Genomic DNA, 26,164 nt, shown 5'->3' with positions numbered 1-26,164 from the left:
TAACAGTAACAATTAATACAACACTTTTATTGTATAGAAATTATTTAAAATATAAATGTGCTCGCAGTTTCTTATGCTATGATATATTAAAGTCTTTCACAATATTACATGGCAAACATCAGAATAGAAGTTTTTAATAAATGTGAACAAGTTAGCCGCAGAAGGGTAGTTAATGTTTACTTGATTTACATAAGCAAAGAATTACCATCAAAATTACATGAAGAAATTTGTGGGCTATTTTATAATAAAGCCATACAAGACTGCCGTTATTATTCCTACAATGAAAACCTTGAAGAAGTTCAATATAACTTCATAGAATCACAAGCAAAGTGGGGCTTGGAGATAAGCTTTTTACCTGGCATGACCGATAACGTAGGAAACACGGCAAAACAAATTGTTAGAGAATATCTAATGAGCAAACGCCACATTGATGAAAGTGTTTCTATCAAGGCAAGAAGTTCAAAATTGATTCTAAGTCAAGGAGGTTTTCCAACCGAAGATGACATAAAACAGGAATTCAATCCTATTACTGAATATTGCACACTTTTCCATAAAGAAAACGGCAATTGCCATTGGAAGTATTACAGTAAACAAAATACCCCAGTTGGTGTCATTACAGCGCGTGACCAGGAAAAAAAAGAATGGATTCCAGTGTCAAGCACTGGGATGACACCAGGTAATAATGGAGCAAAATCTGTCAAACTCAATGTAAGTGACCAAGAGCTTGAAAAAATCAGCAGAGATGGAATCGATGGTAATGGCACTTTAGGGCTCTCGCTGGCAGCAATGAAAGCTATAAAGGATTACTTTAAAAAACTCGGTAGAAATCCATATGATATTGAACTTGAGTCTCTGGCACAGACTTGGTCTGAACATTGTAAACACAATATTTTTTGCTCCCCTATTGATGAAATAAAAGATGGTCTATATGCTCATTATATTAAGCGTGCAACGCGTGAGATAAATTCTAACATATGCGTGTCAGTTTTCTCCGACAACGCAGGAGGAATAATTTTTGATGACGATTACTTGATTGTAGATAAAGTTGAAACTCACAATAGTCCTTCAGCTCTCGATCCGTTCGGTGGAGCAATGACTGGAGTGCTTGGAGTTAATCGAGATATAGTCGGTTTTGGCAAAGGTGCAGAACCTATCATGAATACTTATTACTTTTGCTTTGCCAAAGAATCAAAAGGCAAACTTTATAGAGATAAAAAGCGTACTGATAAAATCTTACCACCAAAATATATAATGAAAGAAGTGATTCACGGTGTTAATGTTGCTGGTAATTGCTCCGGTATTCCAACGCAACTTGGATCGGTATACTTTGACGATAGATTCTGTGGAAAGCCATTAGTTTTTGTTGGAAGCATCGGAATTATTCCACGGAATATAAATAATGCACCTTCACACATAAAAGAACCCAAAAACGGTGATAAAATCGTAATTATTGGTGGAAGAGTTGGAAGGGACGGAATTCACGGTGCAACTTTTTCTTCAGAGGCATTGTCGGGAAACAGCCCTTCAACAATTGTGCAAATTGGTGATCCTATAACACAAAAAAAATTATCCAACGCCGTCGTAAAAGCAAGAGATCTTGGTCTTTATAATGCAATAACGGATAATGGAGCAGGCGGTCTATCATCGTCCATTGGTGAAATGGGAAAAGACGGATTTGAAGTTGATTTGAGCAAGGTTCTCCTTAAAAACGATGGTATGGCTCCGTGGGAAATATGGATATCAGAATCACAAGAGAGAATGACCTTAGCAGTGCCAGAAGAAAATCTTCCTGCGTTTAAGCAAATCATGAAAACACATGATGTGGAGGTCTGTGTAATTGGAGAATTCAACAAAAGTGGCAAAGCCGTTGTTAAATGTCCCCCAGGAGAAGTAATAATGGACATCGAAACTGAATTTCTGCATGACGGTAATCCCAAAGTGCATTTACAGACGAAACCGTGGTCTAAGGAGTCTGCTGTATCCTTTCCTGTCATCCCAGTGCTTGACACTGGGATCCAGCAGGTAAAGCCTGCAAACATTTTACGCCAAAACCCATACGATGGTAGAGCTGAGCGTGAAATGGATTCCAGTCTCAGCTACTTGCATGACACCTTTGAACTAAAAGAAATGCTAAGCAGACCAAACATACGCAGCAAAGAGTTTATAGTGGTGCAATATGACCATGAGGTTCAAGGATCGTCAATACTGAAACCACTGCAAGGCAAGGGAAGAGTGTGCAGCGAAGCTGTTGTCTCGAGGCCAGTCCTTTCTTCAAACAAAGGTGTTGTAAAATCGCAGGGATTTGGCTCAAGTTATGGAGAAATTGACACTTATCACATGGCAGCATGTGCGATTGACACTGCCATACGCAACTACGTAGCTGCAGGAGGAAATATAAATCATCTAGCGTTGCTCGATAATTTTTGCTGGTGTGATGCTTATAATCCAGAAAGATTGTGGCAACTAAAGAGAGCTGCAGAGGCTTGTTACGACTTTGCAACTGCATTTAAAACACCATTCATATCCGGAAAAGACAGTATGTTCAATGACTTCAAGGGATATGATGAAAATGGCGAGAAAGTGATGATATCTGCACCACCTTCACTACTCATTTCAGCAATTGGAATTATAGACAATATTGAAAATGCGGTATCGCTTGATGTGAAAATGCCAGGGGACTTGATATATGTGCTTGGTACAACCTACGATGAGCTTGGTAGATCTGAATATCAGTTATATAGTGGAATAGATAATAACAACGTGCCAAAAGTTAATGCAAAGAGCGCTAGGAAGTTGTATGAACGTTACAACCAGGCAATAAAAGATGGCATAATTGTCTCTGCAATTGCACCAAACTTAGGCGGCTTAATTATTGCTTTGGCAAAATCGCTAATTGCAGGAGACCTTGGTGCTGAAATTGATCTTTCACTAGTACCAATAGGAAAAACACAAAATACAGACATAATAAACAAGATAATAATGTTTTCTGAATCGCAAAGTAGAATATTAGTAACCATTGCCCCGCAAAATCAGCGGAAGTTTGAAGAATTGTTTAAAGGTATAGTTTTTTCATGTATTGGAAAAGTGACAGAGGAGAAAGCTCTCAATATAAAGGATATTATAAGAATAGATTTGAAAGACTTAGGTACTAGTTTAAATAACTTTTGATTACGCTAGACAAATTTTTCATTATGTGTAATGTTTGATTAAAATAAATGCATATTATTAAATTTGGGTAGGTGATTATGTCCATTTTATCAATACTCTTGCTTATCAGTCTTTCTTTACTTAACACTTCAAATAAATTAATGATATGTGCTGCCTTATTTGTGGGAGCTACTTTAGTTGTAAACTCAATGGTTGAGTTTTATGGTAGAAGCAAAGCTACTTACAGCTTAATAGTGTGTACAGTGATATGCTGTCTTTTTAAATTGCAAAATTTTGGTTTTATGATACTGGTTCTATATACTCCAATTTTAATCTCTCTTCTCTCAAGCATAGTTGTTTTTGAAGAATTAAAGTCGAAATTGAATTTTCATATGGCAAATTTCATCACTTTAATTATAGCATCGGTCATTGATAGTACGATTATTTGTGTTGGACTACTATACAAAATTTCTGCAGGTAAATGCTTATCAATATATATTAAAGATTTAATTTTCAAGTTTTCCTATGCATCGATATTGAGTATCTGCTTGTTTGTAGGAATGTATTTATTCTCCTTGGCAAGCAAGAAGTATTTTAAGGTTTCTGCATAACCCGTCTTCTGATATAGCCAAAATAGTTTAGATTTAACTATAACCGTCATTCCGCTATTTGTTAGCAGCTTGGCAGTATAATGTGAAAAGCTCTTATTCGGATAGCGGTTCTAAAATCAAAGTAATTGGAAACTGTTAACTTAAGTTATCCTTTAAGAGAGCTAGTACAATTTCTTACAGGTTTCATACATGATAAGAGTTTTATTTTTAGCTAAACCAATTGAAATAAGCTATAAAATCTGTTAAAGTCAGCTTTGTGCAAGCACCCTTAGCTCAGTTGGATTAGAGCATTTGACTACGGATCAAAAGGTCGGGCGTTCAAGTCGCTCAGGGTGCACCATATTTTATAGGAAATAGAGGTCATACTTGAAATTCATATATGTAATACCTATCTTTAAAGGTAAAATACTGAGCTATTATATATGAACAAAAAAGACTACTATGACCTGCTAGAAGTGAGCAGAAATGCTAGTACTGACGAGATAAAAAAAGCATATAAAAAACTAGCATTAAAATATCATCCTGACAGAAATCCTGGTAATAAGGAAGCAGAGGAAAAATTTAAAGAAGTAACAGCTGCATATGAAGTTCTATCTGACTCTGAAAAAAGAGCAGGTTATGATCGTTATGGTCACGATGGTGCTTCCGGTGGATTTGATTTCAGCCAAGCTGGAGGGGATTTTAGTGATATATTTAACGATTTTTTTGGTGGAGGATTCGGCGGCAGTACAAGTAGGTCAAGAACAAAAAGAAGTACAACAGGAGTATCTGGAGCAGATCTGCGCTACGACCTTAAAATTACCTTGGAAGATGCATTTAAAGGAATACAAGCACCTATACATTATGTGACAAATATAAAATGTAATACATGCCAAGGCACAGGTAGCGAAGGAGCAATCAAACCAGTTCAGTGCAACACATGCCAGGGAAGCGGTAGAATTAGAACTCAACAGGGCTTTTTTACCATTGAAAGAACGTGTACTACATGCTATGGGGAAGGAGAAATAATACAAAATAAATGTAAGAAATGCGGTGGAAGTGGGCGTAAAAGAGATGAAGTAAATATCTCCGTTTCAATTCCAAAAGGCATAGAAGAAGGAGCTAAGGTAAGGGTCAGTGGTAAAGGAGAAGCTGGAGCAAGAGGTGGAAAAAGCGGAGATTTATACGTATGTGTGAAAATAGCTACTCATCAGATCTTCACTCGCAATAGAGCAGATTTACACTGTAAAGTGCCTATAAGAATGACACTAGCAGTACTTGGTGGTGAAATCGATATTCAATCAATTGATGGAGCTAAAATAAAAGTAAAGGTCCCTGAAGGCACTCAAACTGGTACCAAACTACGTTGTAGGGAAAAGGGTATGCCATATATGAACTCACATGCTCGTGGTGATTTATACGTACAGGTAATAGTTGAGACTTTAAATCCAAAGAATTTAACCCAAAAGCAGATTGAGCTATTAAAAGCGCTTGAGGAAGAGGAACATGAAAGTGTAGAGCAGAAATCTGAAGGATTCTTTGGAAAAGTAAAAAAAAAATGAGAAATTTGCTAAATGATATAAAGAGGTAGCTGTCTACACTTAATTCTTTTTACCAATTTGAAAGCCTTCTCTTTTAGTGAAAAGATTTTTTTAAGTTATGCAAAAGTGATAAATTCCTTTATTTAAGGTCGAAGTTTTGCTATCCTCGCATTTTAATAATTTAAAATTAATGAACATAAACAAAAATGAGTTTTTATTTCTTCCTCTTGGAGGAGTAGGAAGAATTGGGATGAACGTTAGCCTATATCATTATCAAGGCAAGTGGATTATGATCGACCTTGGTATCGGTTTTGCAGATGAAACTATGCCAGGTGTTGAGCTACTCATTGCTGATGTAGATTTTATTGCTCAAAGAAAAAAAGATTTGCTTGGAATAATAATTACACATGCACATGAAGATCACTGTGGTGCAGTGCCTCATCTGTGGGAAGATTTGCAATGTCCCATATATACAACAAAGTTTACAGTTAATTTTCTCAAGGAGAAACTAAAGGAGTTTCGATTGGAAGGTGTGGTACCTGTGAAAGAGGTAGACATAAATGGCAGCATAAATTTGGGTCCTTTTACCGTTGAGTTTATAAATGTAACTCACTCAATTCCTGAGGCAAATTCAATATTAATTAGCACTGAAGCAGGTAGTGCACTTCATACTGGGGACTGGAAATTTGATCCAAAACCTGTTGTTGGATTAATTTCTAATATAGAGCGTTTAAAAGAAATTGGCGATAAAGGTGATCTACTTGCAGCAATTTGTGATTCAACAAACATACTGAGCAAACACGACCCTGAATCAGAAAGTGAAATTTATGATAATATTTACAATATAATAAAGCGGTCTAAAAAATTGGTTGCTGTCTCGCTATTTGCCTCGAATGTGGCGCGAATTGAAACAATAAGCCAAGCTGCAAAAGCACTAAATAGAAAAGTGGTTTTACTTGGCAGATCTTTATGGAGAATAGTGAAAGTTGCTCAGGATAGTGGTTATTTAACTGATTCTCCTGAGTTTCTAGAAGCAAAGGAGGCAGTAAATTTTCCAAGGGAAAAGCTGGTGCTACTTTGCACAGGTTGTCAAGGTGAGCCACTGGCAGCTACCGCAAGACTTGCCTCTAAGAGTCATCAAGCATTTAAAATGCAGCAAGGTGATACCATGATCTTTTCATCAAAAATCATTCCTGGCAATGAAACTCGTGCACATAACACGCTCAATGCCTTTATTGAGATGGGAGTGGAAGTTATTACTGAAAAAACAGAGAATGTTCATGCTTCCGGGCATCCAGTAAAAGCAGAGCTAAGGGAAATGTATTCTTTGATAAAACCTAAGATGTCTATTCCGGTTCATGGTGAGTATATTCATACGGATGCACATGTAAAGTTTGCTAAAGAGTGCGGTGTGAAAAAAGCAATAATGATTGCACCAGGTGATATTGTTAATTTGGAAAATGGGGAAAAAGTTAGCTCCATTGATGTCGACTACTTTGGTATTGATGGTATGTTACTCCGTCATCCAGAATGCAGCGTTATAAAAATGCGTGAGAGAATGAGAGATGCCGGAGCTATCGTAGTGACAGCAGTTGTAAACAAGAAAAATAAACTGCTTGCTAAGCCAAAAGTATTTGCACCTGGTGTTTTCGAAGCGCAAAAAGATGCAGCCATTATGCAAAAGATCATAAAGAAGGTTGAGTCAGCATTTGACTCACAGCCGATAAAAAAAATAAGAAATAAGATTGAAAGTTCAATATTTAGTATCTTAAAGGAATATTTACTAAAAAGACCTATAATTGAAGTCCAAATAGAACAGGTATAGAAGTATACCTCTTTTTATTAACCATTATTTGAGTAAGAAGTTAACAATGTATTCTTTGATGTTATTTCAGCATGCAATACTGGAATCCGTAAAAAAAAATCAGTGTCAGATCACACAACTATACAAACATTGTGATTTGAATCTACCAGAAGGGTGCCATCTCAACGCCCAGGCAAACATTGTAGTTTTAGAGCAATCTCCACCAGTAGAGTGTCATCCCAGTGCTCTGACACTGGAATCCAGTTTTTCATGCAACCTTGTCAAAGACGTTTATTTTAGAATAAAACAGCTACTTTTATGCTTGCCACCTCAGTGCACTTACTTGCAGTCAAATTTCTGGATTCCAGTGTCAAGTACTGCAGAAATTGATTTACTCTACTGTCATGCAGTTTAACTTCAAAAGTAAGCTATTTGCTGAGATGAAAGGAGGTAATGCAAGAAATCTAATGAAGCTATTCGTTCAACTGGTGTTATTTATTTCGTTATTTATTCCTTATTCCACAAAAGCTGTTTTATATGTTGATATAAAAAAAAGCAATATTGGTAATATTGATCTTGTTGTATCTAAATGTGCATGCAAGACAGAAGTGGAAAATGAGCTAAGTGAAAGCATCACAAAAGTAATTGAAACAAATCTATCTAATTGTGGCTTATTTAATGTGAAACGTGACGCGAAAGTTGAGTCTTGGAAAAGCGATACTGTAGTCACAATAAGTTTAAGTGAAGTATCAAACAGAAATTTAGAGCTATCTTTTCGTTTATCTGACAGCTTTACAAACAGAGAATTGCTTACTCAGTCGGTTGTTTTTCTAGCAAAAGACTGGAGGAAAATTAGTCATCTTGTTTCAGATCTGATACATGATAGATTGATTGGTGAGAAAGGGCATTTCAATACAAAAATTACATATATCGCTGAAGAAAAAGATAGCAATTACAAATCCGTCCGTAAAATTGCTGTGATGAATCAAGATGGAAGTAATATAAAGTACTTAACAAATGGTGAGAAATTTGTGTCAACACCAAGATTTTCACCAAATGGAAAGGGTATTGTTTATATATCATACACAAATGGTAAAAGTTATATAATATTAAAAAATTTAAAAGATAACACTGAATCAATAATCAGCGCATTTGAAGGAGTTATTTCTGCACCAAGATTTTCTCCTGATGGTAAATCTCTTTTTATTTCCCACTCATTGAGTGGTGAAACAAATATATTATCTCTAGACTTAAGCAGTAAACGAACAAAAAAAATTACTAAAGGTTCAGCTATAAGTACTTCTCCCTCTTTGTCTCCAGATCAAAAGTACATGGTTTTTAGTTCTGATATAAGTGGAAGTCAGCAACTATATATCATAGATTTCACTAAAAAAAGCAAAAAACCCAAGAGAATTAGTTTTGGAAATGGAAGATATGCTACACCTGTTTGGTCGCCAAAAGGAGATCTGATAGCTTTTACAAAAATTCAGTCAGGAAAATTTTACATAGGAGTTATGAAGCCAGATGGCAAAGAAGAGCGCTTGCTTTCAGAGGGACATAAAATTGAATCTCCGGCATGGCTACCAAATGGCAGAGAAATTATCTTTACTAACGCAGAATCACCAAGCAACTCTAAATTATATTTAGTAGATTTAGTAAAGAAAAATCAAAAAATGGTTTTTACTCCAACGAATGCTTCTTTACCAGATTGGTCTTATTTTTGAAAGTAGATCTATAAAATCGGTATAAATCTTGCTTTATCTTAATCGTTTATAACCTTCGGTACTACGAAATACCCATGCTCTGATTTTGTATTGGATAATATTTCTTCTTTAATGTTTTGAGAATTTATAATATCATCGCGTACATGAATATCCTTATCTATAGTTCCATAACGCATAGGAGAAACACCTTCAGTATTAACTTTCAACAAAGTATCATGTATCCAATCCAGCATTGTCAGTTCTTTTGAGTAGTATTGAATCTCATCATCGGATAACTTAATCCTCACAAGCTGTGCAGTTTTAAGCATTTCTTCCTTAGTAATTGTTATTTTTCTCTTATTTGCAAATTCTATTAACGAAGTGATAACATCTTCTGTTGATCTAGCTGGCACTTTTACCTCCTTGCATAAAGCAAATTAAAATATTTGCAATTGAAACAACCTCTATCTTATCATTTTTTTCAAATTTGTGAAATACGGTGTCCGTAATTACTAATTTATCCAGAGAAGAGGAAGAGATTTTCTCAACTGCATTTCCTGAAAGTATTCCATGTGTAATGCACGAAACTACAGACTTTGCTCCTCGATTTTTTAAAGCAAGAGCTGCATTACATAATGTTCCGCCAGAGTCAACTATATCATCAACAATGACGCAATTTTTGTTTGCAACTTCTCCGATTACATTCATTACCTCAGATGTACCTGCTTTTTCTCTATATTTATCTACTACAACAATATCATTATCCAACTTGTGTTTTTCCTCTAAAATCTTTGCAAAAGCACGAGCTCTGCCAATTGCTCCAACATCAGGCGCAACTATTGCCAAGTTTTCCTTGTATATAGAGTTAACAAATACTTCAAAACAGCTTAGATTAGTAACTGGTATATCAAAAAAACCTTCAATTTGACTTGAATGCAAATCAATAGCAGCAACACTGTTTGCACCAGCTATTTGAATAAGATTTGCAGTTAATTTAGCACTTAAAGCAGATTGCATATTATTGTTTTTAATAACCCTATCCTGCCTACTGTATCCGTAATAAGGAATAATAGCTGTTATTCTCTTGGCTCCAGATCTCTTTGCTGCATCAATTGTAAGCAGAAGCTCCATAAGGTTATCATTTACAGGGGAAGAAAGAGATTGTACTATATATACTTCTTGATTACGTAGATCATTTGCTACTTCTACATTTACCTCACCATCGGCAAATCTTGACACCTGATTGGGGAATAGCTGAGCATTTAGCCCACTTGCTATTGAATCTCCTAATCGTTTACTAGCGCTACCTATTATTACCTTCATATATACCAATTAAGTTTTGAAAATTATACAGAAACCATGGAACGATTAAAACTTTATTCTTGCCGCCAAGTGGATCATAGAAACGAAAAAGTTACTCGAAACATTTCACCAGCTTTCTTATCATAATAACGGTATTGGCTGAGTTCATTAAGTAATTTTATGCGCAGCGTAATGACAAAAAGTGTTATTCACAAACACATTTTACTACATAATCAGCGCTAATATTAAAATGCTTATAAAGAGCTTCATAAGGTGCTGATTCTCCAAAATTTTTCATGCCAATAAATATACCGTTTGAGCCTATATATTTATGCCAACCCACTTCACTTCCAGCCTCAATTGCAACTTTAATGCTGTCATTATTTAATATTGCCCCTTTATATTCATCACTTTGCTCGTCAAAAAGCCTCCAACACGGCATAGAAATGACCCTTGTACCTACACCTTTTTCCTGTAATTTTTCTCTTGCCTCAACTGCAATTTCAACTTCAGATCCGGTAGCAAATATCGTCACTTCTAGCTTCCCTGAATATTCGCATAGTATATATGCACCAAATTTTGATAGGTTGGCCAATTGGTCAGTATAAGAGTGCATGTAATTAATATTTTGCCTTGAAAGTGCAAATAACGATGGAGATTCTTTTTTTTCCAATGCAATGCTAATGCACTCCAAAGTTTCAATTGCATCTGCTGGCCTAAAAACATACAGATTTGGTATAGCTCTCAGAGAAGCTAAATGCTCTATTGGCTGGTGAGTTGGACCATCCTCCCCTACTCCAATTGAGTCATGAGTCATTACATATATAACCTGCTGTTTCATCAAAGCTGAAAGACGTATAGCAGGGCGGCAGTAATCGGAAAATACTAAAAAAGTTCCACCATAAGGAATAATTCCACCATGAAGAGCCATACCATTCATACAAGCTGCCATAGCGTGCTCTCTCACTCCATAGTGGACATAAGAGCCACCATAATCATTACTATCTATTGCCTGCATGTGCTTATATTTAGTACAATTTGAACCGGTAAGATCAGCAGAGCCACCAATTAGTTCTGGCATAGACTTAGTCAATATTTCCATTACTTTGCCGAAAGAAGATCGAGTAGCTTCGTTTGGCATGAGCTCACATATTTGTTTCTTCAGGTTAGCCAAATCACTCTCGATGTTATTCGGCAAACGTTTCTCAAGTCTTCTTTGTAGTTCTTCATTGATCAAGGATGTATAGTTTTGTTTTGCCCTCTTAACTGTTTCCATCCAAGCGTTTTTCACATCTTCTGGTACATAAAATGGTTCATAGTTCCAATTCAATTTTTCTCTCATCTGTTTTACATCTTCCTCTGTAAAGGCACCACTATGAGCAGAAGATGTGCCAGCACGGCTCGAAAATTTTCCGATAATAGTTTTGCAACAGATTAGTGTAGGTTTATCAGACTTTTGTGCCTGCTCTATTGCAAGGGATATAGCATCAAAGTCATGCCCATCGATTTTGTCAATATTCCATCCATACGCTGAAAAACGCTTTTCTACATCATCAGAACAAGAGAGGCTAGTAGAGCCGTCTATAGAGATGTCATTGTCGTCAAAAAGTGCTATCAGCTTATTTAATTTAAGATGCCCAGCAAGGGACGCTGCTTCATGGCTTATACCTTCCATAAGACAGCCATCTCCTAGCATTACATAAGTGTAGTGACTGATTTCAAACTGCTTTTCAAGAATCGATTCAGCAAGTGCCATGCCAACAGCAGTGGCAAATCCTTGACCAAGCGGGCCTGTTGTTGCTTCTATACCAGAAGTTAAGCCAAATTCTGGGTGACCTGGAGTTTTTGATGTAAGTTGCCTGAAGTTTTTTAGTTCATCTATACTAATGTAGCCTGTCAGATATAATATAGAGTATTGCAACATTGAACCGTGACCATTTGATAAGACGAAACGATCTCTACTGATCCATTGAGAATCATCAGGGTTATGGTTTAGGTATTTAGCAAATAATACAGTGGCAACATCTGCCATGCCAAGTGGCATACCTGGATGTCCAGAATTTGCTTTTTGTACTGCATCAATTGATAAAAAGCGGACAGCATTTGCCATGGATTTTAGTAGTAGATGATTCATGTATTAATAGGAAAACTTAAAAGTGAAGTATACTATATCATAGTGGCAAAAACAAGTTGACACTTAATGTTAAAATCATTAATAATTTATAGTTAGATTGTGAGAATTTTTGTATGACAACTGTTATCAATAGAAAGTATAGAATCAGTCGCAGGCTTGGTGTAAACTTATGGGGTAGAGCAAAAGATTCGGTCAATAAAAGAAAATACCCTCCAGGTCAGCATGGTATTCTTGGATTTAAGAAGTTATCTGATTTTGGTAAGCAGTTTGCTGCACATAAAAAATTTAAGTTCTACTATGCAATTTCAAGTAAGCAGCTTAGACGTACATTTTTAGATGCCTACAAAAGAAAGGGTTATACGGCTGATAATTTTATTGGTGCCTTAGAATCAAGGTTAAGCTCTGTTTTATATCACTCTGGTTTTGTGCCAACAATTTACTCGGCAAAACAGCTTATATCTCATAAACATGTTACAGTTAATGATAAGGTGGTTAACATATCAAGTTATAGAGTGAAGCCTGGTGATATAGTAAAAATAAGGGAAAGAGCAGCAAAAATTCCTATATTAATAGAGGCTGAACAAAAACAAGAACGTAAGGCTCCAGATTATTTAGAGGCAGATAGCAAAGCACTTTCAGTGAAGTATTTGAGAGCGCCTCAATATTCCGAAGTCCCCTATTCAGCAGACATGGAAGTCAATTTAGTAGTAGAATTTTACTCTAGATAAACAACATAAGGCCCGTGTGGCGGAATCGGTAGACGCAGCGGACTTAAAATCCGTGGGTTTTGCGACCTTGGGAGTTCAAGTCTCCCCATGGGCACCAGTTTAATTTATCAAAAAAGTATGAAATGGCTTGATATAGAAGATATTGCAGAAGCTCTAGAAGAGAAGTTTCCCAATAAGGATATAATTAGTATTAGATTCACTGAACTTAAGAAAAAGATCTTGGGTTTGAAGGAGTTTGATGATGATGAAAAGTATTGTAATGAAAAAATATTAGAGGCCATTCAAGCAGCTTGGATTGCAGAAAGATCTTAAAAAACAGATAGCTATAAGAAAATTACTGCATACAGTAAAAAGATAATCTTCTTGGAAATACTATACTTTACTCGAATTTTAATTAGCTTCATAATAATTTAATAAATTACAATTAAAAATGATTACAAGTTAGGCAAAAATATACAAATACTGCTTTTTATGTGTGAGGCCGAGGATCATGAAAACAATAAGTTAGTTTTTTGTATCAGAAAGTTGTAATATAATTTAATTTTAAGCACTGGAAAGATGTTTAAATATAGCGGGCCAAAGAAATTAAAATCTATAATAGAAAACTATGCATTAAAATGCATGAAAAATAAGATCAGCAAAAATGAAATACGTCTTATTTTAAACTGGAAAAGTATAGTTGGAGAGGAATTAGCAGAATGTACAAAACCACAAAAGATCTCATACGCACAAAACGTAAATTCTGGTGTTCTGCATCTGTTAGTAACAAATGGCAGTAAAGCATTAGAAATGCAGCATATGGTTTCTCTTGTAATAGAAAAAATTACAGTGTTTTTTGGCTATAAAGCAGTATACGGTATAAAAATCAAGCAAGGGAGTTGACTATTTAACTATATAAGGTTAACCTAGTTACATAGGATAAATTGGTATATTGAAGTGAGTAGAATTTGTGAATTAACAAATAGAAAAAAGTCTTTTGGTAATAAGGTATCGCACTCAAATCGTAAAACAAAGCGTACCTTTCTCTTAAATTTACATAAGGTTACATTAACGAGTAATATATTAGAAAAAAAGTTTAGCTTTCGTATAGCGACAAGAACTTTAAGAACTATAGATTACAAAGGTGATCTTGATGCTTTCTTGCTCAACACAAAAACAATCAAACTAAGTAAAGAAGCGCAAAAGATAAAAAGAAGACTAAAGAAAGTTTTAGCAAAACAAGAGGTAGAGCTAGCTGTTTCAGATGCATAGTAAGCCTACATGGCTCAGAGCAAAAGCTCCAGCTGGTAAAGTATTCAATGAAACCTTAAACACTGTTAAGCTACATAACTTACATACAGTATGCGAAGAAGCTGCGTGTCCAAATATTGGTGAATGTTGGAATAAACGTCATGCTACTGTGATGATTCTCGGTTCTGTTTGTACTCGTGCTTGTGCGTTTTGCAACGTTGCAACTGGCATTCCTGATAAGCTCGATCCTCATGAACCAGAAAATTTAGCAAAAGCAATAAAAAAGTTAAATTTAAAGCACGTTGTCATTACCTCTGTTGACCGTGACGATTTATCAGATGGTGGTGCAAATCAGTTTATAAGGTGTATAGAAGAAATTAGAAAGATAACTTCGGAAACAACAATAGAGATTCTCACTCCTGATTTTTTAAATAAGAAAGGAGCATTTGAAGCAATAGCTATTGCATCACCTGATGTTTATAACCACAACATCGAAACAGTACCAAGGCTGTATGCAAAAATAAGACCAAGAGCTCGTTATTTTCATTCACTATATTTGCTAAAGATGGTGAAACAGATTAATCCTAAACTTTTCACGAAGTCAGGGCTTATGGTTGGTCTTGGAGAAACAAAAGAAGAAATCTTTCAGGTTATGGATGATTTACGTAGCGCCGAAGTTGATTTCATTACAATTGGTCAATATCTGCAACCAACTCCAAAGCATGCAAAAATTGATAGATATGTTACTCCAGAAGAGTTTGAGCATTATAAATATATTGCTTATTCTAAAGGCTTCTTGGTAGTTGCATCAAGCCCATTAACGCGGTCATCGTACCACGCTGAAGAAGATTTTAACAGACTTGCTGCTGCTAAAACTTCAACCTAATTTAACCTATCTGTTCAAAGAAATGTGCACTCCCTTTCTTTTCATTCAAGTAGCCTCTTATCCTTCCAGTAGCCCATCGGTGTTATTTCAGTAACACCTGTTATTCGAGTAGCCTAACACTGAAACCAAGAGGACTGACCAGGCAATCAGAACTGGTCACGCGCTGGAATGACACCGTCATAAATTGCTAGGCCTTCATAATGTCATCCCAGTTTCCTCTTTACTCTTGTCATCCCAGTACTTGATACTGGGATCCAGAAGACTGATTAGTCAATCAGAACTGGTCACGCGCTGGAATGACATCATTTTTTTTTGCATGAAAAGACTGGATTTTCATGATACCCACTTATTAGTTTCGTCTAATTTATTTTACCACTCTGCTGAACGGATACATTCTAACTGAGAGCAAAGCACACTTACATCATTTAACACCTTCAGTGGCTCCCCTAGACTATGTTCCACTTTTGTCTCAAATTTAAATCCCAAATTTCCAAAAAATTCTTGAAAATACTCAATAGTAATGTCACACAAACTTCTACCACTTGCTTTATAATTTTTCAGCTCTTTCGGAATAATAAGAGACACTTTACCATCTTCATATGTTACATTTCTACCCTTACAGTTCAGTTTAAATTCTACTGAACTGTAAAAACCTGGTGTTTTGATATCACTAGCAAGATCACTGCTAAGTACCCTTATACATTCCATGCTAAAACTGAGTTTTAGACAATTGGAACTATGGCAATCCATACTATAAGTTATTATTATATCAGAATCTAACACAAGCAAGCCAAGTGGAAAAAGAGCCTTTAATAAATGCAGAAACAAAAAATGATTATATCCTTCTTGATGATAACTAGTTATCAATTCTTCTATAATAGAGTCATTTGGAACTGTTGCACCAACACGTATAAACATTTCCATAAAGACTACTTTAAGAAACAAACAATAGTTTCTTTTCCCTTTTTCATTCCCTAAAATGAGATCTTTATGTTTTGAATATAGCTCCTCGATAAGCTCATTGGTTATTTTTTGTTTGTTGATAGTAAGGTTGTGTGATCTATCAAGGTCAATATATGTGTTGTAACCAGAGTTTATGCTACTCCAACCACCTGATTTCATTGGTATAGATTTTAAATCAGAATACTTGAGCTTTTTTACTTCAGATTTCAATGCGTTAACTATTTTTTTTGACATATCACAATCTTATATTATATACGTATTACGTACTTTTCATCATAAGTAAAGGTTTTCTGTAAAACTTGATTTACTTTTTATTATACTCACCTTATTAAAAAAAGCGGAGATTTCAATATCTTATTTTAAATTCTTCAAGTTTAGATTCTTGTCTTTGGTTGTATTTATATCACTTAATACTCCAAGTGGCTTATCCAGATTATACTCAAAATTTTCCTCAAAAAAGTGAAATCCAAATTTTTCGCAAAATTTCTGAAAATACTCAATAATAACGTCAAACAAATTCTTATCATTTGCTTTGTAATTTTTCAGCTCCTTAGGAATAGTGAGAGAAACCTTACCTTCTTCATATATCACATTTTCACCTTCACATTTTAGTTTAAACTCCACTGAGTTTTGTAAATCACATACTAAAATTTTATTACCGTTATATATACCATCATTTACGCTAAAACTGAACTTCAGATAATTTGGATCTTCACAACTTATATAGGTCCTTTCTCTGTAAGAAGGAATTAAATAGTGGAATGAATACATGCACAATCCAAAAGAACGAAGTGCTTGACTTTGAGAAGAAAAGAATTGCTTGTACCCAGACCTGTTATAATAAGTTATCAATTCTTCCATAATAGAGTCATTTGGAACTGCTGCACCGGCGTGTACAAATATTTCCGTGAAGATTTGCTTAAGAAACAGACGATAACTCCCTTTTTTGTCCTTATCTTCTGTAATGAGATTTTCATGTTTTAAATATAAATTTTTAATGAGATCATTAGTTATTGCCTTCCCATTAATAACAAGGTCACAAACAAATTCATATTCACTATTGAAGTCCATATCTAAATCCTTATATGTTCTATAATCAGAACTTTCTGTAGACTTCAAATCAGCATATCTCCTCTACCTCGCCTTATCTTTCAGCTCATTAATCACTTTTTTTGACATATATACTATAATAGATATAAATCATTAATTTTTAACTAATATAGACTATGAACTGTAACTTGAGTTTCTTGCGGGTTTGCACTTGATTACTTTAACGATAGATCTTCCAATTCCATCTGATCTACTTGTACTTTTTCTAACTCACTTTTTACCTGCTTATGGTATAAGTTTTCTCTTCTCGCCCAAGATAGATCACTATCTATTATATAAACGTAATTGCCATTGTCCTCTTCGAAGCAAAACAGCTTCAGTTTACTTTCGTCTTGACCAATTAATTCACTACGAATTACTTCTACAGTATAAAATTGACCCAAATTCATACTTACTTCAGGATGTTGCATATACCTTAACACCCGTGGCTCATATAATTTTCTTATCTCACCATTTTTGAGATCACCTATTGTACACTCTATCTTCTTTAATCCGTATTTAATAACTCTCACTAATCTCTTCGTCTCATAATCCCACAGCTGTTCTTCTTCCAATCTTTTACATGCGGTAAAAAATTGTGATTCTTCTCTTTGCATAAACCGAGATAAACGTTCTGCCAACTCATAGCACATTTTTTCTTGACTCAGTATTTCTCTTTTATATTGAGCTAAAATATTAATCGCTATACTTGGACAACTTACTGCAATCAAGTCATTATTTAAATCCGTTTTAATAATTTTGCCGCTCTCTTGATTAACATGTACAGTAACTTGCCCTAACAAAATTCCCTTAGAAATCGTTATGTCTTTTCCTATATGAGTGTCAATGGCTTTTAAAGAATCAAAGTCTATATATATTGCACCTTTCTCTCCTGTCATTTTTTCTGAAAGAGCAAGAGCAATCAATCTAAAGGTATCTATTTCAACAGCAAAATACATCCTTTGCTCCTCTGACATATTATACATATTCTTAAAGAAATCCTTTATGCTAATGTCTTCACCATCTACCTTCCATCCTGTATCTATTTCGCTCCAGTCGTATTGGTGTAAATCTACAACATGCACTCCTTCCATTCCTTTCAGTTCACGCTTTAAATCATCTATTTGATTTTCTTCAAATCCAGGACCATTTATAACCAGATATATGTCCCTCTCCTCTTCATTTGTTAATTTATGATTTTTGATTATATCTAAGTAACTAAGATCACTATTCTTACCATTCAGTAGAGACGCACCATATACTCTTGGCACCCAAGTTAGTATTATTGGTGCTTTATTTGATAATTTTTTTATATTACCGATCATTGTTTTACCTCACAACATTCACGGCATAATAAAACATTAGTAAAAAAATTCAACCAATTGCTTTCACATTCTTTTAAAAGAAGACAATTTTATTGGCATCCGTTCAGCAGAGTGATAGAATCAGTTAGACGAGAAAAGAAAACTATAGGGTCAATTTGTGACACTAAAATCCAGAAAATTTAATTTCAAACCAGCACTTTCTTCCTTGTCATTCCAGCACGTGACCAGTTCTTATTGCCTGCTCTGGACCCCAGTGTTAGCTACTTGAATAACAATAAAGGGAGTCCTCATTCCCCTAAACAAATACTTTTATTGTGCTTTGCGCTTCAAGCCATTGACGGCATATACATCTGGCTCATCTATCACCTTCAGTGGCTTGCCAAGGTTGTGCTCTATGTTTATATTATGCTCAGAATCATACTCTATCCTTGTATCAAACTTAAAGCCCAATTTCTCGCAGAGCTTTTTAAAGTATTCAACAAGCTTATTAATAATATCAGTAAGCTTATCAAGCAGACTGTCATCGCCAGCTTTGTAGTCTTTTAACTCTTTAGGGATTGTAAGCAACACTTTACCATCTTCATATGTCACATTTCCATCCTTACATTTTAGTTTAAACTCTGCTGAACAGGATAAATTGCATTTTATAATCAGACCATTATCAAAGACACATTTAGTTCTTTGACTAAAACTGAACTTTAAACAATCAGGTTTATCACAATCCATACCAATTGTTTGTTCTCTTTCATTACCTAGTATCAACAAATCAAACGGATTAAGAGCACTCTGCTGCTGATAACACAAACAACTAGAATATCCTGCCTGATTATAGTTAGTTATCAACTCTTCAATAATAGAGTTATTGGGAGTTGCTGCACCAACATGTTCGAACATTTCTATAAAAACTCGTTTGAGAAATGGACGATAGTTGTTCTGTCCATTTTCACCTTCTAAAATCATACCCCTATTATCTGAGAATAGTGTATTGATAAAATCATTAGTTACTTTTTGTCCATTAATAGTGATATCACTGCATCTATTGAGATCTTTATATGTTACATTGCCAGAGTAAATGTCATACCAACCACTTGAGCTTAATCCTTTAGCTCCTAAATCAGCATATTTGAGCTCTTTTACTTGAGATTTTAATGTATTAACTATTTTCCTTGACATAATAAGCTTTATAATTACTTTATATGTATATAATATTAACATATACTGCGTTAATTGTCAACTGTAAGAACTTTTGCTCCGTAAAGTTTTCAGTCTCTGCTTTAAAGAACTTTCTATTCTTGAAATAGAAAGTTCTTTAATCAATGCTATATAAGTGATAGCTCTCCCATTGCTACCCTGTCTACTTCTGCTCCTTCCAGCTTATTATCTACTCGTTCACGGTATAGATCTTTTCCCTTCATCCAGGATAGGTCGCTCTCTTGCTTAAAAACATAATTACCATTATTACAATTAAAAGAAAATGATGGACATTTGCTCACTTTTTCGCCATCACATAATTGAACAATAAGAACTCGTCCTGTACTCATTTGAGCAGAATTTAAGCTAAATTCACCAAGCCCGGTGTTAATATACTGAAAGTTTTCGATATTATATAGCTCTTGTATTCCATTGCTTTCAAAGTCTGAAACGCATTTTTTAATTTTTTCTTTTACTTGTTTAATTATTTCATTTTTGAGTTCTTCATCTTTTGTTAATAAGGAAGCTCCTTTAGCAAGTTCTTCTTCTTGTTCTAAAGCTAGAGATAAGCGCTTTTTAACCTCATTACAAGCTTCTTTTTGGCTCAGTATTCTATCTTTATAATCAGACAAAATGTTAACTGCTATACTTGAATTATTTATCACAATGCAATCATTATTTGTACAAATTATTAGATTTTTATATTCGTCATAATGATTTGAGTTCTTTATATCTACCGCACTTTTGTAGTTCATGTTCCCTTCTTGATCAAGAAAACCTGCTATAACATTTCCTAATAAAATTCCTTCAGGGATTGTTATATCCTTCCCTATATGAGAGTCAATGGCTTTTAAAGAATCAAAATCTATATATATCCCACCTTCGTGTCCTGTAAACTGCTTTAAGAGTGCCAGAGCAACTAATCTAAAAGTATCTATTTCAACAGCAAAATATGTTCTTTGCTCCTCTGACATATTATACATATTCTTAAAGAAATCCTTTATGCTAATGTCTTTACCATCTATTTTCCATCCTGTGTCTATTTCACTCCAGTCATATTGATGCAAGTCTATAACATGTACTCCTTCAATTCCTTTCAGCTCATGTTTTAAACTATCTATTTGATTTTCTTCAAATCCAGGACCATTTATAACCAAATATATGTCCCTCTCCTCTTTATTTGTTAATTTATGATTTTTAATTATTTCTAAATAATTCAGGGTACTATTTTTACCATTCGGTAAAGATGCACCATGTACTCTTGGCACCCATGTTAGTATTATTGGTGCTTTATTTGATAATTCATTTACACTATTAGTCATAATTTTACCTCACTATATTGCTATATTTATAATATAGTGGATTTTTTAATAAAGTGTAAATCAATATACCTGTTGGTTAGCTGAAGTTCTTGATCAATAGTTTCGCTTTCGTATTATCCAATGAATCACCGTAGGTGACTGCTTTGAGATAAAACTTTTTACCCCTTTGTACTTCGAAAGAAATTATTGAATGATCAAGCAGAACGAATTTTTCACCTGCAGTGTGTTCATATTTCTTAGTGCCTTTTTGACCTCTAATTAGGCCACTCAATTTGTATTTATTCTTATCTATAAGCTTTGCACTTTGGAATTTTATTACCTCTTTTCCAACCAGCGCTAACACAGTTGGATTCATGACGTCTAGCTTACCAAAACGTAGCACTACTGTAATTCCCTCATCGGTAAATTCGATTACATATCCGTAAGTAGATTGTATATTTGCGCTCGCGATGGGCTTATAATTTTTATCATCATACGAAATAAAAAGTGTTGCTCCTTTCCAACCTTCCTCTTCACTAATTAAAGTAAAACTTGCGATATTACCTTTAATATGCGGTAAATCTATCATTTCTACGATAGATTTACTGATGTGAGAAGGAGGGTATTCTTTAAGCATAAGTGATCTTGTTGAAGGAAAGGAGAGCTTGTATATAGAGGGATCATAACCAACTCCCATTACTTGAATGGACATGCTTTCAAACTTTGTTTTTATAATTCTCATCGTATGTCTTTTCTCGCCATCTGAAATTGCTATGACATCACTTGGTAAAAGCCATGCATATTTTATCGGGAGCTTAAAGTTGTATACATTTCTCTCTTGCCACGAAGAATAAAGTAAAACTTCAGCTATATTTTGCGCCTCCCCTTCCTCCATAATGAGAGGTATTTAACTGTTGCAGCATTGCCCTGCTTTGGCAGTTCAGCATATTTCACATCAATTGGATAGCCAAAATTGCGGTTAAAATAGACAACATTGACTTTACTATTTAAATCTAGCTGACTAATATTAACAAGTTTTGCAACGTTATTGGTAACCATCTCGCCAATTGGTATTTCAGTTTTCACTCCCCTGCCCTTTTGAATAAATTTCAGTTTTGAGTTCTGTTCAACCACATCAAAAAAATAGCACCTTCGCAGCATTTTAATAATTGAGCGTACGGGTTGCTGATCATTTATTACATACCCAGATAGTAATCCTTTAACATCACTTGTATCAAACTGATCGCCTTTGAGACCTACCTTTTGCAACAGATCAGACAAAACATCGGAAACATTAAGTTGTGAAATTTTTCCCTGAATCCAGTGCCCGGTCTGCCAGTTATGGCAGTCAGCCCACATGTCACATAAATTGGGGAAATAAGGAAATGGCCTTGCATCCCACGCCCAGAGGAACATTTTCTCCACCATTTCTGAGCTTTGCCACTTTTTTAATGTTCCTTCGATTGCAGTTTTCTGCGAAAGAAAGCTCACCTCTCCGTTTGAGTATCGTGGATATTTACTCTCTATACTACCTTTATCAACAAACACATTGGGCTCATTAGTGCAGCCGTTCATACTGGGAAATCCATATTCGGTAAACCATATTTTCTTCATTTTTGGTTGCCATTTTGTTTTACTACCACCTGGATTTACATGAACTTCACTCCACCATTTCTCGATATTTTTCCACGCATATTCGCTGTCATTATACTTTATTTTCTCAGGATCACTTTTTGAGTAATCGTAAAAATAATCATACCCTACCCCACTGCTCCAACCACCCGCTACATCTTCCGCGGAATAGCCAAAAGGAGGTTCTTCGCCATCGGTGAGTGGAAAATAAGCATCGATGCCAACAACATCGATAAACTCTGAAGACCATAGTTCATCCATATTATACCAACCATCATATGAATGATACTCACTCCAATCGGCAGCGTAAGTTACGTTTACTTCTTTTCCAAGCTGAAGCTTTACTTGCTTTGCAACTTTAACTAGCTCTGCTACTGCGGGATAGTTACCCTCTACATCTTTTACTCTGGTGAGCTGCGCAAATTCAGATCCGATGATAAACCCTTCCACTTTAGTTTGTTTGGCAATGCTCGTGTAATGCCCTATGAATTTGCTATACCGATTCTCAAAAAAATCACTTATATCCTGAGGAGTACCGCCCAATTTTCCTCGCCACTCTTTGTTTTTTGTGTCAAGCAAGAACATTGGGTAGAGCATTACCTTATAACCTCTGCTATGCAGCTCTTCTATATATCTTATTAGTGCTGCATCACTAACCGTACCGCCATATCTTGGATTACCATTATCATCCTTTGAAATAAGCTGGGCATTATCTCTGGTTATATTTCCTACTTGCCAATCATCAGGCACTATAGCAGAATCGTCTTGAAATTCAACTGCAGGATATATTTTACAATCTTTGATATTCAAACTGCTTGCAAACCAATTAACCACTACCGATGCCCATTCAACATTTGGTAAACTTTCCTTCAATTGGTCCAAAGAAAGCATAGAATCGCTCTTTTTTGTGTGATTATTGTGATTTACTCTTTGTGCCGGTCCATAGGGAATATATTGACTACTGCTTATTTTTTCTCGTGCAATTTTCTTCTGTATTTTCGTATCATACACAAACTCCCCTGAACCTGGTATGATATTGATATTTTTAATGTTTTCTGCTACTGAGAATCCACTGAGCTTCAGTGCAGTTTGCACTTCAAATGTAAACACCGGAACACGATTACTATAGTCTGCCAAAGGAAAATTTTTGATGACTATGTAAGATATCCCTCTGTAAGCTGGTATATCACCTTCGATTGATAACATAAACGGATCAGGGTTTTGGTCTTCTCTACCGTGGTAAAAAGTATAATCTATTTGGTCAAAGCTAAGCGATTTTGTACCCGCCCAGATTCTATTTAATTTTTCTACTTTCCCCTTGCAAATTGCAATTGCGAGTGTTGCATAGTAGTTATATGTAATATTTATACCTCTTCCTGTTTTATTTTGAGTGGTTATCGCCTCCTCTTTTATTGGCTGTGACCAAATAATGTTTCCAGCAACGCGAGCAGTGCCATAGATAATTGGAATTGCTTTGCCATAAGTTGAGGTTTGAACTTGCAGATTTTTCAGCCTCGCCCCATGCGTTATCTTTTGGTCGGCATCAAGACCAAATATTGCATTATCAAGCTGTGCACCAAGCAGAGCACCGAGTCCTGAGCCGACAATCTGGCCAATTGGACCAAAAATACTGCCCGCTTTACTTAAAATTGATGATAAAATTATTGTAGACATAATATTCTCCTTTTTGATAGATTGTTTTGAATTTTTGAAAGAAGATCCCAGACTGGGATGAAATTGGGACCTACTGTATAGTAGTGTCATGCAACTGGTATCCAGGAAAAAAAGCGAGTAGCCCTTTTCCTGTCATCCCAGTACTGGGATCCATTGTTCTTTATTTCTGTATTTCAGCGTCACGCGCTGGAATGACATTAAATGATTTTTCTTTGAATTTGAGTTATGCAAGCAGCTCCTTTGTTGTCATGCAAGTAGCCCCTTCGATGTCACCCGAGTAGCCCTCTTCCTGTCATCCCAGTACTGGGATCCAGCCTTTCTTACCAACAAAAAACTTGGCATAACTTGCGTGCTCAAAAAATTCCTGGATTCCAGTACTGGAATGACACCCTTTTAGAAGTTCAATGACCCTTCTGGATAAAAACTATTGTCAAGCACTGGAATGACATGATTCGACTTGCATGGCATCATCCCAGACTATGTAGTAATTCTCCTTATTCCTCAATTTGCCGATTACTTCCTCGAGAAGATACATCACTCAATGAAGAGCTTACTGATGAACTTCTAGATAAGCTTCCAGATGATAGCCTTATATCCTTGTTTTTAGTTTTCCCGTTACTATGTTTCTTATCTGGCTCATCTTTTATGTTATGCTCCTTCTTGAAATTTTTACAGAAAGTGCGAAGATATTTTATTTCGCCTTCCTTTTCTGTAGTTTCGCTTATTTTATCGATTAAGCAAATCAGATTTGCCATTGAGAATCCCTTACTAGCCTGTACAAGAATTTTCATATCGCTATCTTTTAATTTTTCGAGCCGTTCTTGTAATATTTTTTGACGTGTATCGTCTTTATCCAGCCCAGGAACCTCAATACACTCCAAACGACCACCCCTAATAAGCGCAGGATCTAAATGATTCTTATGATTAGTTGCAGCAACTACCGTTATATTTTTTGAGGATAAAAACTCTTTATCCAATTTAGTGAGTAAATAAGTTAAAGGCCCTGCATCCTCATGAACAGTTCGCTTTTTACCAACTCCGTCAATCTCATCTATAAAAATCATACAAGGACTGTTTGTCTCTGCTTTCTCAAAAACTTGATCTATATTCCTTTGACTAGACAAGCAAGACGCAGAAACAGACATAAACGCAAACAGAGATTTAGTTTGATTTGCAATTGCCTTACTAATACTAGTCTTACCAGTTCCTGGTGGACCGTACAAGAGATATCCTCCGCTTTTTGACTCACAAATTCCTCTCAACTTTTCTTTTATGTCACTTGGTAATATAATATTATCAAATGTTGTATTCCATCCTCTTGCTTCACCTTTTGCGTAAAATTCCATATTCAGCTTTGCTTCTACTTCATTTTTTGTTGTAGGACTATTAATTAACCTTGCAGAAAGATCACTAACCTCTTTTTTTAACCCATTCACTTCATCTTTCGTTACAAAATTCTCTGAAATTCTATGAACTTTTTCTTCTAGACCACTAAACCCGTATTTATTTTCTTTATCCTTTCCATCTTCTAATTCTTCTTTAATTGGAGTTAGCTTATTTTCTTCTTTCCTTAACCCTTTATTCGGCTCTTCGACTTCAGCTTTCGAGTTTTCTTGAGATTTTTTACTTTGTTTAATCATTTTATATGAAAACACAATTACTACTGCAGAAAGCGCAAATAAAATAAAAATAACAGGGGGAGCTATATTTAAAGCTGCAACTGAAGATAAAAATGCAACGTAAGGAGCTACAGCAAAAACTCCAGATGTAATTAATGTAAGAGAAGCAATAGCACCAGCTATAAAAAAAGGTATATTAGCTCTACTAGACATATTTTAGCTTATAAACAGTTAATTTATAAATAATACATTTAAAGAGTACAAGCTTTTCATAGTAAAGCAAGACTAACTTAAGGCATCCTTAA

19 protein-coding genes, 2 tRNA genes and 1 pseudogene are annotated in these 26,164 nt (G+C 35.2%); 12 read left to right on the top strand and 10 right to left on the bottom strand.

Going from position 1 to position 26,164, the window contains the following annotated elements; translation table 11 throughout:
- The first annotated feature begins 108 nt into the window (after positions 1-108).
- From ABWU35_RS04035 to ABWU35_RS04010, 6 genes are all read left to right on the top strand, one after another.
- Complete coding sequence (locus ABWU35_RS04035; protein ID WP_264685481.1) at positions 109-3,168, top strand: phosphoribosylformylglycinamidine synthase subunit PurL; 3,060 nt, start codon at positions 109-111, stop codon at positions 3,166-3,168.
- A 77-nt stretch (positions 3,169-3,245) separates the two neighbouring features.
- Positions 3,246-3,758 (top strand): hypothetical protein, encoded by a 513-nt coding sequence (locus ABWU35_RS04030; protein ID WP_007302651.1) that lies wholly within the window; start codon positions 3,246-3,248, stop codon positions 3,756-3,758.
- 262 nt (positions 3,759-4,020) lie between these two features.
- A tRNA-Arg gene (locus ABWU35_RS04025) sits at positions 4,021-4,098 on the top strand.
- A gap of 82 nt (positions 4,099-4,180) precedes the next feature.
- Positions 4,181-5,299: a molecular chaperone DnaJ gene (dnaJ, locus tag ABWU35_RS04020; RefSeq protein ID WP_012481762.1), complete on the top strand. Its 1,119-nt coding sequence runs from the start codon at positions 4,181-4,183 to the stop codon at positions 5,297-5,299.
- 169 nt (positions 5,300-5,468) lie between these two features.
- Positions 5,469-7,103 (top strand): ribonuclease J, encoded by a 1,635-nt coding sequence (locus tag ABWU35_RS04015; RefSeq protein ID WP_012481763.1) that lies wholly within the window; start codon positions 5,469-5,471, stop codon positions 7,101-7,103.
- Positions 7,104-7,549: 446 nt separating this feature from the next.
- Positions 7,550-8,806, top strand: a complete 1,257-nt coding sequence (locus ABWU35_RS04010) for a Tol-Pal system protein TolB (RefSeq protein WP_012481764.1) — start codon at positions 7,550-7,552, stop codon at positions 8,804-8,806.
- Between the two features lie 38 nt (positions 8,807-8,844).
- Here the strand turns inward: ABWU35_RS04010 and gatC are convergent, their stop codons facing one another.
- The 3 genes from gatC to tkt all read right to left on the bottom strand — a co-directional run bounded on the left by gatC (position 8,845) and on the right by tkt (position 12,221).
- Positions 8,845-9,198: an Asp-tRNA(Asn)/Glu-tRNA(Gln) amidotransferase subunit GatC gene (gene gatC, locus ABWU35_RS04005; protein WP_007302647.1), complete on the bottom strand. Its 354-nt coding sequence runs from the start codon at positions 9,196-9,198 to the stop codon at positions 8,845-8,847.
- Positions 9,188-10,108 (bottom strand): ribose-phosphate diphosphokinase, encoded by a 921-nt coding sequence (locus tag ABWU35_RS04000; RefSeq protein ID WP_019236386.1) that lies wholly within the window; start codon positions 10,106-10,108, stop codon positions 9,188-9,190. Before ABWU35_RS04000 ends, gatC begins: the two co-directional genes overlap by 11 nt.
- A gap of 184 nt (positions 10,109-10,292) precedes the next feature.
- Entirely contained in the window at positions 10,293-12,221 is a 1,929-nt protein-coding gene (gene tkt, locus ABWU35_RS03995; RefSeq protein WP_264685482.1) for a transketolase, read from the bottom strand.
- A 113-nt stretch (positions 12,222-12,334) separates the two neighbouring features.
- Between tkt and rpsD the strand changes: the two genes are divergently transcribed.
- The 6 genes from rpsD to lipA all read left to right on the top strand — a co-directional run bounded on the left by rpsD (position 12,335) and on the right by lipA (position 15,065).
- Positions 12,335-12,949 (top strand): 30S ribosomal protein S4, encoded by a 615-nt coding sequence (gene rpsD / locus ABWU35_RS03990; protein WP_006012690.1) that lies wholly within the window; start codon positions 12,335-12,337, stop codon positions 12,947-12,949.
- Positions 12,950-12,959: 10 nt separating this feature from the next.
- Positions 12,960-13,046: transfer RNA gene (locus ABWU35_RS03985), tRNA-Leu, on the top strand.
- A gap of 20 nt (positions 13,047-13,066) precedes the next feature.
- Complete coding sequence (iscX, locus tag ABWU35_RS03980) at positions 13,067-13,261, top strand: Fe-S cluster assembly protein IscX (RefSeq protein WP_026097274.1); 195 nt, start codon at positions 13,067-13,069, stop codon at positions 13,259-13,261.
- Between the two features lie 246 nt (positions 13,262-13,507).
- A complete protein-coding gene (locus tag ABWU35_RS03975; protein WP_006012687.1) occupies positions 13,508-13,831 on the top strand; it encodes a DUF721 domain-containing protein in 324 nt (107 codons plus the stop codon).
- A 54-nt stretch (positions 13,832-13,885) separates the two neighbouring features.
- Positions 13,886-14,200 carry a 50S ribosomal protein L28 gene (rpmB, locus tag ABWU35_RS03970; protein ID WP_007302640.1) on the top strand — a complete coding sequence of 105 codons (315 nt, stop codon included), beginning with the start codon at positions 13,886-13,888 and terminating at the stop codon, positions 14,198-14,200.
- Positions 14,193-15,065, top strand: a complete 873-nt coding sequence (lipA, locus tag ABWU35_RS03965; protein ID WP_007302639.1) for a lipoyl synthase — start codon at positions 14,193-14,195, stop codon at positions 15,063-15,065. The genes rpmB and lipA overlap by 8 nt, the downstream gene beginning before the upstream one ends.
- Positions 15,066-15,434: 369 nt before the next feature.
- Here the strand turns inward: lipA and ABWU35_RS03960 are convergent, their stop codons facing one another.
- The 7 genes and pseudogenes from ABWU35_RS03960 to ABWU35_RS03925 form a co-directional block, all read right to left on the bottom strand.
- Positions 15,435-16,262 (bottom strand): hypothetical protein, encoded by an 828-nt coding sequence (locus ABWU35_RS03960; protein WP_007302638.1) that lies wholly within the window; start codon positions 16,260-16,262, stop codon positions 15,435-15,437.
- Positions 16,263-16,382: 120 nt separating this feature from the next.
- Positions 16,383-17,099 carry a hypothetical protein gene (locus ABWU35_RS03955; RefSeq protein WP_319803453.1) on the bottom strand — a complete coding sequence of 239 codons (717 nt, stop codon included), beginning with the start codon at positions 17,097-17,099 and terminating at the stop codon, positions 16,383-16,385.
- A 194-nt stretch (positions 17,100-17,293) separates the two neighbouring features.
- Positions 17,294-18,442: a hypothetical protein gene (locus tag ABWU35_RS03950; RefSeq protein WP_264685484.1), complete on the bottom strand. Its 1,149-nt coding sequence runs from the start codon at positions 18,440-18,442 to the stop codon at positions 17,294-17,296.
- 309 nt (positions 18,443-18,751) lie between these two features.
- Positions 18,752-19,615, bottom strand: a complete 864-nt coding sequence (locus tag ABWU35_RS03945) for a hypothetical protein (RefSeq protein ID WP_007302635.1) — start codon at positions 19,613-19,615, stop codon at positions 18,752-18,754.
- Between the two features lie 146 nt (positions 19,616-19,761).
- Complete coding sequence (locus tag ABWU35_RS03940; RefSeq protein ID WP_007302634.1) at positions 19,762-20,955, bottom strand: hypothetical protein; 1,194 nt, start codon at positions 20,953-20,955, stop codon at positions 19,762-19,764.
- A 76-nt stretch (positions 20,956-21,031) separates the two neighbouring features.
- Positions 21,032-24,240 (bottom strand): annotated as a pseudogene (locus ABWU35_RS03930) (glycoside hydrolase TIM-barrel-like domain-containing protein).
- A 494-nt stretch (positions 24,241-24,734) separates the two neighbouring features.
- Positions 24,735-26,072 carry an ATP-binding protein gene (locus tag ABWU35_RS03925; RefSeq protein WP_007302631.1) on the bottom strand — a complete coding sequence of 446 codons (1,338 nt, stop codon included), beginning with the start codon at positions 26,070-26,072 and terminating at the stop codon, positions 24,735-24,737.
- Positions 26,073-26,164: the final 92 nt, after the last annotated feature.

The organism is Wolbachia endosymbiont (group B) of Xylocampa areola (genome assembly GCF_964028205.1).
Lineage (GTDB): Bacteria > Pseudomonadota > Alphaproteobacteria > Rickettsiales > Anaplasmataceae > Wolbachia.
Note: the sequence above shows the minus strand (reverse complement) of the source record. Positions and strands in the feature narration are given on the sequence as shown.

What these genes read in the sequence shown, in the direction of transcription:
- ABWU35_RS03960 (WP_007302638.1), bottom strand. Translation starts at nt 16,262, where the DNA reads ATGTCAAAAAAAATAGTTAACGCATTGAAATCTGAAGTAAAAAAGCTC.
- ABWU35_RS03940 (WP_007302634.1), bottom strand. Translation starts at nt 20,955, where the DNA reads ATGACTAATAGTGTAAATGAATTATCAAATAAAGCACCAATAATACTA.
- ABWU35_RS04000 (WP_019236386.1), bottom strand. Translation starts at nt 10,108, where the DNA reads ATGAAGGTAATAATAGGTAGCGCTAGTAAACGATTAGGAGATTCAATA.
- ABWU35_RS04030 (WP_007302651.1), top strand. Translation starts at nt 3,246, where the DNA reads ATGTCCATTTTATCAATACTCTTGCTTATCAGTCTTTCTTTACTTAAC.
- ABWU35_RS03975 (WP_006012687.1), top strand. Translation starts at nt 13,508, where the DNA reads ATGTTTAAATATAGCGGGCCAAAGAAATTAAAATCTATAATAGAAAAC.
- rpsD (WP_006012690.1), top strand. Translation starts at nt 12,335, where the DNA reads ATGACAACTGTTATCAATAGAAAGTATAGAATCAGTCGCAGGCTTGGT.
- iscX (WP_026097274.1), top strand. Translation starts at nt 13,067, where the DNA reads ATGAAATGGCTTGATATAGAAGATATTGCAGAAGCTCTAGAAGAGAAG.
- tkt (WP_264685482.1), bottom strand. Translation starts at nt 12,221, where the DNA reads ATGAATCATCTACTACTAAAATCCATGGCAAATGCTGTCCGCTTTTTA.
- ABWU35_RS04035 (WP_264685481.1), top strand. Translation starts at nt 109, where the DNA reads ATGGCAAACATCAGAATAGAAGTTTTTAATAAATGTGAACAAGTTAGC.
- lipA (WP_007302639.1), top strand. Translation starts at nt 14,193, where the DNA reads ATGCATAGTAAGCCTACATGGCTCAGAGCAAAAGCTCCAGCTGGTAAA.
- ABWU35_RS04015 (WP_012481763.1), top strand. Translation starts at nt 5,469, where the DNA reads ATGAACATAAACAAAAATGAGTTTTTATTTCTTCCTCTTGGAGGAGTA.
- ABWU35_RS04010 (WP_012481764.1), top strand. Translation starts at nt 7,550, where the DNA reads ATGAAGCTATTCGTTCAACTGGTGTTATTTATTTCGTTATTTATTCCT.
- ABWU35_RS03950 (WP_264685484.1), bottom strand. Translation starts at nt 18,442, where the DNA reads ATGATCGGTAATATAAAAAAATTATCAAATAAAGCACCAATAATACTA.
- ABWU35_RS03925 (WP_007302631.1), bottom strand. Translation starts at nt 26,072, where the DNA reads ATGTCTAGTAGAGCTAATATACCTTTTTTTATAGCTGGTGCTATTGCT.
- ABWU35_RS03945 (WP_007302635.1), bottom strand. Translation starts at nt 19,615, where the DNA reads ATGTCAAGGAAAATAGTTAATACATTAAAATCTCAAGTAAAAGAGCTC.
- ABWU35_RS03955 (WP_319803453.1), bottom strand. Translation starts at nt 17,099, where the DNA reads ATGGACTTCAATAGTGAATATGAATTTGTTTGTGACCTTGTTATTAAT.
- dnaJ (WP_012481762.1), top strand. Translation starts at nt 4,181, where the DNA reads ATGAACAAAAAAGACTACTATGACCTGCTAGAAGTGAGCAGAAATGCT.